The sequence below is a fragment of the Paraburkholderia elongata genome, assembly GCF_013177735.1.
Classification (GTDB): domain Bacteria; phylum Pseudomonadota; class Gammaproteobacteria; order Burkholderiales; family Burkholderiaceae; genus Paraburkholderia; species Paraburkholderia elongata.
In genome coordinates, this window is record NZ_WOEZ01000022.1 from 1 (window position 1) to 7,087 (window position 7,087).

Below are 7,087 nucleotides of genomic sequence, written 5' to 3' on the forward strand. Positions count from 1 at the left end.
ACAACGCCACGTTCCTGATTCCATTACCACGTTGCGTATCCTGCTTGGACTACGGCTCATGCAACGATGGCACTCTTCCTGTACGGCAATAGAGCGCGCAACTAATTATGTGACACAGTAAGACTAGTATCCCTGAATGGTGGATGGACCGGGTCCTCTCGCGCTTGATATGTCGCGACCGCGAAAAGGAGGCAAGATGACCAAGTTTTTACTGAACGCACCAATCCTCGCCTTCTTGTCGACCGGCGTGATGTTCGCGTATGCGCAGGAGGAGGATCAATGCTATGTGGAGGCAAACAAGATCGTTTCGTCGTGCTTTTCCGCTGCGCAATCAACAGACCCCAATCGAACCGAGTCCGCAGAAATGCAGTGCGAGTCGGAATATAGAGCTCAAACGATAAAATGTGCGCATCCCACTTCTCGGCCGGGCAACCCTAAGCTCTGCTAGCGTTCGAGGGCACAAAGAGGACGCTCGACATATCAGTAGGACCTCAAACTATAACTTGATGCACACGTAAGCCATATCGCGTGTCTAATCCGATCTAAGATGCAGCCGCATCACCAGCGAAAGCCCAAGCCGCCTTGGGCTGACGACGCATCAGCAAATAGAACGCGACGAAGTGCGTGATCATCAGCAGGGGCACGTAGATGATCGGGATCGCGTAAGTGGCGCCCAGTTGCCCCGCAATTGCAGGAAGGCCGATCCGAGTCGCATGGTAATAGTCGACGATGATGTCGACCGCTCCCACGAGATTGAAGGCGACCACGAAAAACCAGAAGAGTGGACGTATCCTGAAGGTGAGCAGCGCCAGGATGGCCAGCACTCCGGTTGCGAAGTCTCCATAAGTGGCGAACTGGGCGAAGCTGGCCGGCAGACCAGGTCCGACGACGCCGGGAAGGATGAAGACAAGCCCGAAGAAGCGAAAGCTGTGCAGCGTAGCGATGGCGCGTTGCGCGTCGAAACGGTCCATCGACTTAAGCTTGGGCAGGACGTACACGATGAAGCAAAGCAGGCACGCGACATAGCCTAGAACGAGATGTATCTGGAAGATGGTTTCGGGTGACATTGCGGAACTCCTATCAGGGGTTGGTCGACGCGGCCTCGAACACCGCGGTCAGGATGCCGAGCCGGCCTTCCAGGAGATTGCGTCCCAGGTTGGCGGAAAGTTGCGCAAAGTCCGGGCCCATTACCACGCCGAGATTGGGCGACGGCGGCGGCCCCGATGCGCGCAACTGGACAATCCAGTCTTTGGCTGCCTCGGTGTCGTCTTGCCATGTCAGCGTGCGGAAACCGGCTGTTTCGATCGCCTCGCGTGTCGCGCCGGCACTTAAGAGACAGCTCGTTGCCGGCGTCCGCGCCCAAGGAACGGGATAGTGTGGCTCGCCGCTATTCAACACGACGTCGTAGGTCGCAAACCTGCCTCCCGACTTCAGCACGCGCCGGATCTCGCAGTAGAGCCGCGCCCGGTCGGAGATGTTCATCGCCACATGCTGCAGCAACACTACATCGAAGCGGCCGTCGTCAAAGGGAAGCTCCAACGCGCTGGCGGTCTGGAACGACACCTGCCCGCTCTGCCCAGTGCGCCCGGTCAGATAGCGCGCGGCGTCCACAAATGGCTCGCTGAGGTCAACACCCGTCACCTGGCAGCCATAGGTCGCGGCCAGAAAGCGCGCCGGCCCGCCGACGCCCGAGCCGACGTCCAGGACCGAACTGTCGGCGGTGACCCCGGCGAACCTGGCAAGCTCGACGGTCGCGGCAAGCCCGCGGGTGTGAAACTGGTCGAGGGCACCCAGTTGCTGAGGTGTGAGCCGTTTGTCCTCCGGGCCAAGGGCAGTGAGTGCCGTCTTCAGCCGCTCGGTCAGCCCGGTCGCGCGATAGTGGTCGCGCACGCCATCAAGGCTATCGGTCATTGCAAGTTTCCTTTTGGTTTCAGGGGGCTATCGGCGTCGAGAGCCTCGATGTTGGCGGGACTCCTGATCCGCAAGCAGAGTTTAGGACCGCTTCCAACGAGCGACTATTCACGATAATATTGATGCGTTATGAAGCAAAACTTCACAGTCCGGCAAGGCGCGCTCGACGGGGTCGAGGCGTTCCTGAGCGTTGCCCAGCACCGCAGTTTTCGTAAAGCGGCCGCGGCACTCGGGGTGACGCCTTCGGCGATCAGCCAAACGGTACGCGTACTCGAGGCGCGCGTCGGCGCCGCGCTCTTCGTACGCACAACGCGGAGTGTCGGCCTGACCGAAGCCGGCGAACGATTCCTTTTACGAGCAAAGCCTGCCTTCGAGGAACTCGTCGCTGCAAGCGACGTCGCGCGTGACCTGGGACAGCGACCGTCCGGACTGTTGCGCCTCTCGGTGCCGAGCGCGGCAGTGCCGATCGTGTTGGAGCCACTGATCGCATCCTTCTGCCGTGCCTATCCCGAGGTCGAGGTTGAGATCGTCGCAAGCCCGGAGTTGGTCGACCTCGCGGCCGAAGGGTTTGACGCCGGCGTCAGGATGGGCCAGTTCATCGCGGCCGACATGGTCGCGGTACGACTGACGCCGCCGTTCCGGTTCGAGGTCGTTGGCAGCCCCGATTATCTGCATCGGCGAAACCGGCCGGAGCGCATCGACGATCTACGTGACCACGCCTGCCTGCGCATGCGCCGCTCGAACGGGTCGATCGCGCCTTGGCCCTTTGTCGACGGCAACAAGGCAGTTGAGGCAATCGTCTCCGGGCCGCTAATCGCGCACGACTACCCCACACTCCTCGGAGCGGCGATTCAAGGTGTCGGACTTGCACAAGTACCCGGCCCGCTCGCCGCAGCGCCGATCGCTGACGGCCGATTGCAAGCGCTGCTGACACCCTTCGCCGTCACAACGCCAGGGGTTTTTCTATACCACTCAGGCAGACGCCAGGTCTTGCCCAAACTGCGCGCATTCATCGAGCACGTTAAATACCAGAGCGCTGACGCTCCGAGTGACGGAACAATTGCGCGGAGGTTGCGCGAGTTCGAACGTGCAAACAAATCTTGAGAACGTGCTGGGATTGTCGACAACATAGGCGTTGATCGGGCGTTGTCACGCTGCTGGGACGGTCGCGCAAGATCATCGCCGATCAGTTGCGCAGCTACCCGGCGGCCAAAGCCGAGATCCCGGAGCTGGCGCCGTCTATTTGGCTTGTTCGGCCGAGTTATGGATCGCCTGGCCACCTTTCGATATGTCCTCGCCGGCTCCAGCTATCGTGTTGCAGCCCGCGAGGAGAGTGGTACCGGCAATTAGAAGCAAAGCAATGAGTCGTGTCATGTTGCCTCCTTCGAGAAGTCTTTGGTGTCGGCAATGGTGCTGACACCAGATGGGCATGGGTGTCGCGGGCTCATCGGGACCACCGCATGCAAGCATGCTTGCATGAATCTCATTGTAAGCGAGACATGGGCCAGCAGTGGCATCAGACTTACGCAAGACCTGAGGTTCGAAAGGCTGACAGCCCACTCTGCCGGGGCGAAACTCCCTTGTCCGGCCGCTTTCAAGTTGCAGACCATTCGCACAACCGCTATCTCAAGGTCCTGGCGCTTTGCCGGTGCGGTCGTTGTCGTCTTCACGCCCCGGCGTGTGCGTGGCCTCCGTTCTGGTTTGTTCGTCGGCGCGGAGTAACGCGGGTGAAAAGAAGCAGCCCATGACTGCGGACAGGATAATGAAAATCGAGGCCGCATCGACCAGCAGTCCGAAGCGCATGAAAATAAAGAAGCAGAATAGAAGATTCAGCAGATGCAGGAAGATACCCAGAGCGGCGACACCCCTGGGGACAACTCGTATGAATACCGCGAACCGCGAATGGGGGCGAGGCACGTACCAGATGATCAGCAGACCGAAAGTCATAATGAAGGTGCATTCTGCCCATTTCAGCCAGATGGGGCGGCGCAGAAAACGTCCCTCGAAAATCGTCTCGATGACCTGCGCCTGAATTTCGATGCCCGGCACCAGTTCCCCCAACGCGGTCGTGCGCATGTCAGTCAGGCCTGCACCGGTCAGTCCGACCAGCACCAATTTGTCCCGGATCCGTTCCGGATCGACTGTTCCGCGCAGGATGTCGCGTGCCGACACGTAGCGGCTCAGCATCGACCGAATGGACGCGAAATGCAACCAGATGTCACCCCCGGGCTGCGTGGGCACCAGCACATCAGCGACACCCACCGCTTGCACGCCCGATGTGTCGGCAAAGACGTCGATCGCCGATGAACCCGTGGCGAGGCGGAGCATTTCCATCGGTAGACTGGGAACCAGTTTCTCCCTCAAACCCGTGATGAGGGGAATATGCCGGACTACGCCTTGTTCGAGCGCCACGCTCAGCATCGCCTGCCCGTGGGCCGCCGCCTGCAATTCCGGCAGGCTGGCGAGCACATAGTCGAACCGTTGCACGTGGTCCAGTGGGTCGGTGCCATGCACGAGAATCGGCGCGCTTCGCAGATCGGTGCTGGTGGCGAAGGCGGCATGATCGAGCGCCGCGGCACCCAGAATGGTCGGCGCTGCACGCAACGATCTGGCGAGAATGGCTTCGTGACTGGGAAGGGCCCGCAAGCCGGCAGCGAGAGCCGCAGCCGTGTTCGGCAGATTGCCAGCCACCTTGTCAGGAGAGGTCTGATCCGGCTCCGGCATGTAAATGTCGAGACCGATAGCCAGCGGTTTCAGTGCCGCAAGGGCATCGATCAGGCTCGCGAGTCGATTTCGCGGCCAGGGCCATTGCCCGACAGTTGCGAGCGTCTCCTCATCAATCTCGACAATGGTCACGGGCTGAGCAGTCGGAATCCGCGGGAAGTGACGCTGATACTGATCGAACAGAATTTGCCGGGCTGTTTTAAAGGAGTCGGGAAGCGCCTCGTCGAGCGTGTCCACGAAAGCCGGACGCGGTATGTCGCTCGGCCATTCGCTGCACAGGTTGAGCAGGCTCAGGCCGAACAAAACCACCAGTGCCACCGGACGCCCCTGGGCCGCTCTCAGCAGAGTCCTGATGCGGGCAATCCATGGGTCGTAAAAGCGTTTCATCGACGGAAAGGCCCATCAGCGCCGATGACTGGCGCGGGTCATTGGATGGTGATGACTGCGCGCCGGTTCATGCGATTAGGAACGCCATCGGCCGTGGGGACCAGTGGCTCGCGCTTGCCCCGGGCAGCGGTCTCTATTTCCCGGGCGGGAATGCCTTGCTTGGTCAGGAACGCAGCAACACTCTGCGCCCGCTGCATGGACAATTTGTCATTGAACTCCTGAGAGCCCGCCAGATCGGTGTGACCGACCACCACGAGTTGAGGTGCAGGCCAGGTCGCCAGCACGGCTTTTAACTTTTTAACCGTATCGGCAGACTCCGGGGCCAATTCGGTAGCAGAGTCAAAGAGAAAAAAAATCGTAAATGTCATGGGCCGAGGAGGCCGGGCCGCGAGTAGCTCGCCATATCGGGCCTGCACACTGGATTGGCTATCCATCGTTTTTTCGATGGCGCCGCCCTTAGCGACGCCGACGCCAGCGTAAGCCTTGTCTATTGTCTGCTCTCCGGTGGCGCTGTGGACAATGACCGCTCCCACTTTGCCATCAGGATCCGGCAATAGAATAATTTTGTCCGGAGTGCTGCACCCAGCCAGGAAAGCCAGCATGACGAATGCTGCTGCAGATGCCAGCCCGTGAAGTCGGATTGCAGCCTTCAACGTGCACCCTCCCCTTTATCGCCGACTTCGATGATGAATTCAGTGCCGCGCACGCCCAGTGTGGTGGTCGGCGTGCTGAAACGGACGGCCTCCGGATTCGCCTTCGCCAACTTTCCGGAAATCACCGCCAGGGAACCACGTTTGACGGTGGCGTCGAGCACTCCGTCATGGGTCGTGGTATTGAACGCGAATTTGTTGAGCTCGAGGATGGTATTGGCGCCGGCCGAGAGTTGGGTGGTGTCACGCAGCGTGATACCGACGGAGGATTCCGGGCCGGTCACGATGCGATCGCTGCCGTAAACCTCGCTGCCGATGGCCGCACCCGAACTTCCTCCAGTCCGCTCGATCTGCACCGTACCCTTAAGGGTCTTGACGACGCCGGCAGCATCGGCGGCAAGTACATCGGCGACAGCCATGCACCCGCAGGCAAGAATCAAGGCATGGTTGATGACTCGAAGACGCATCGGTGGCACCTGATTGCGTAAAGCTGCTTTCCGCGGGGCAGCGCGGCTCCCCGATGTCGACCTGGTGTTGTGAGCGATCATTGCCCGACTGCTCGTAGAGCTGGGGCTTGTGAAGGGCGTGCAGAAATACTGCTCTTGGAAGTCAGTTGGAGACGTGTCCGCTGTATCGAACAGAATATGGCGCCGATCCAAATGACTCTGTGCGCTTCCGCGCATATCGCACCAGACACTTCTTTGGCAGCTGGTTTACGGCTGCGGCCAACCCCGCGCCGCCATCTCAAGCTCATCACGGCACAGGCAAGCCGAGCCGCCACGTCAAATTCCCCCGCGCGCGCGTTTCGCAACGGGCATGGAAAAAATCGGTGTGATAGATGCGCGGACGTGCCAGCAGGTTGCCCAGAAACGTCCGTTCGCGCATGTCGTAGGCGCGGTCGTCAAGGTCGGGACGTTCCGCCCTCAGGCGCACTCCTTCCTCACGAAAACGGTTCCGTCGACCGCCCAGCACCGCAAGGTCGATATCGCAGGCAAAGCGATCGTCCAATCCGGCCGGCACACACGTATGCCTGGTCGCCAGGATCATTTCGCAGATGCGCTCGCCCGCAGCGATACGGTCATCTGCCCATTCCCGGAACCAGTCCGCGCTGCGTTGCTCGTTGTCCGATGCGCCGGGAACATAGACCACGTCGTGACACCACAGCGCAAGTTCGACAACATCGGGATGAGGAATCGCGCTACACGCCCGGTCGAGATCGTGCAAGCAGCGGCGGATATGACGCAGCGTGTGGTAATGACGCGTCGGTTCGGCATAAAGCTGCGCAAGATCGGCATAGGCGGCCTCGGCGCGCAAGCCGCCGCTGCGTGACCACAATGCGATGAAGCGCGCTTGCGTCTGGCTCATTCCCGCCCCTTTCCACCCTGCACGGATGCGTGACTGTTCGGCACCGTACC

At 60.5% G+C, this 7,087-nt stretch carries 8 protein-coding genes; 1 reads left to right on the forward strand and 7 read right to left on the reverse strand.

The features are described 5' to 3' along the window. Positions 1–542: 542 nt before the first annotated feature. A complete protein-coding gene (locus GNZ13_RS04375) occupies positions 543–1,067 on the reverse strand; it encodes a hypothetical protein (protein WP_172160825.1) in 525 nt (174 codons plus the stop codon). A 13-nt stretch (positions 1,068–1,080) separates the two neighbouring features. Then, a complete protein-coding gene (locus GNZ13_RS04380) occupies positions 1,081–1,911 on the reverse strand; it encodes a class I SAM-dependent methyltransferase (RefSeq protein WP_172160827.1) in 831 nt (276 codons plus the stop codon). 129 nt (positions 1,912–2,040) lie between these two features. On the opposite strand from GNZ13_RS04380, the gene GNZ13_RS04385 reads away from it, so the two are divergent. Next, positions 2,041–3,015: a LysR family transcriptional regulator gene (locus GNZ13_RS04385; protein ID WP_172160829.1), complete on the forward strand. Its 975-nt coding sequence runs from the start codon at positions 2,041–2,043 to the stop codon at positions 3,013–3,015. Positions 3,016–3,150: 135 nt separating this feature from the next. Here the strand turns inward: GNZ13_RS04385 and GNZ13_RS04390 are convergent, their stop codons facing one another. The 5 genes from GNZ13_RS04390 to GNZ13_RS04410 all read right to left on the reverse strand — a co-directional run bounded on the left by GNZ13_RS04390 (position 3,151) and on the right by GNZ13_RS04410 (position 7,037). Next, a complete protein-coding gene (locus GNZ13_RS04390) occupies positions 3,151–3,285 on the reverse strand; it encodes an entericidin A/B family lipoprotein (RefSeq protein WP_172160831.1) in 135 nt (44 codons plus the stop codon). Between the two features lie 252 nt (positions 3,286–3,537). Then, positions 3,538–4,872, reverse strand: coding sequence for a CHASE2 domain-containing protein (locus GNZ13_RS04395; protein ID WP_328807175.1), 1,335 nt, complete (start codon positions 4,870–4,872; stop codon positions 3,538–3,540). Between the two features lie 188 nt (positions 4,873–5,060). After that, positions 5,061–5,675 (reverse strand): OmpA family protein, encoded by a 615-nt coding sequence (locus GNZ13_RS04400; RefSeq protein ID WP_236001801.1) that lies wholly within the window; start codon positions 5,673–5,675, stop codon positions 5,061–5,063. Beyond that, positions 5,672–6,139 (reverse strand): FecR family protein, encoded by a 468-nt coding sequence (locus GNZ13_RS04405; protein ID WP_172160835.1) that lies wholly within the window; start codon positions 6,137–6,139, stop codon positions 5,672–5,674. The genes GNZ13_RS04400 and GNZ13_RS04405 overlap by 4 nt, the downstream gene beginning before the upstream one ends. A gap of 286 nt (positions 6,140–6,425) precedes the next feature. Beyond that, the gene (locus GNZ13_RS04410) at positions 6,426–7,037 is read right to left on the reverse strand and encodes an HD domain-containing protein (protein ID WP_172160837.1); all 612 of its coding nucleotides are present in this window, start codon (positions 7,035–7,037) and stop codon (positions 6,426–6,428) included. Positions 7,038–7,087 lie beyond the last annotated feature (50 nt).

Bases quoted from the DNA above. Each gene is read 5' to 3' on its own strand.
- GNZ13_RS04375 (WP_172160825.1), bottom strand. From the start codon at position 1,067: ATGTCACCCGAAACCATCTTCCAGATACATCTCGTTCTAGGCTATGTC.
- GNZ13_RS04380 (WP_172160827.1), bottom strand. From the start codon at position 1,911: ATGACCGATAGCCTTGATGGCGTGCGCGACCACTATCGCGCGACCGGG.
- GNZ13_RS04405 (WP_172160835.1), bottom strand. From the start codon at position 6,139: ATGCGTCTTCGAGTCATCAACCATGCCTTGATTCTTGCCTGCGGGTGC.
- GNZ13_RS04410 (WP_172160837.1), bottom strand. From the start codon at position 7,037: ATGAGCCAGACGCAAGCGCGCTTCATCGCATTGTGGTCACGCAGCGGC.
- GNZ13_RS04385 (WP_172160829.1), top strand. From the start codon at position 2,041: ATGAAGCAAAACTTCACAGTCCGGCAAGGCGCGCTCGACGGGGTCGAG.
- GNZ13_RS04390 (WP_172160831.1), bottom strand. From the start codon at position 3,285: ATGACACGACTCATTGCTTTGCTTCTAATTGCCGGTACCACTCTCCTC.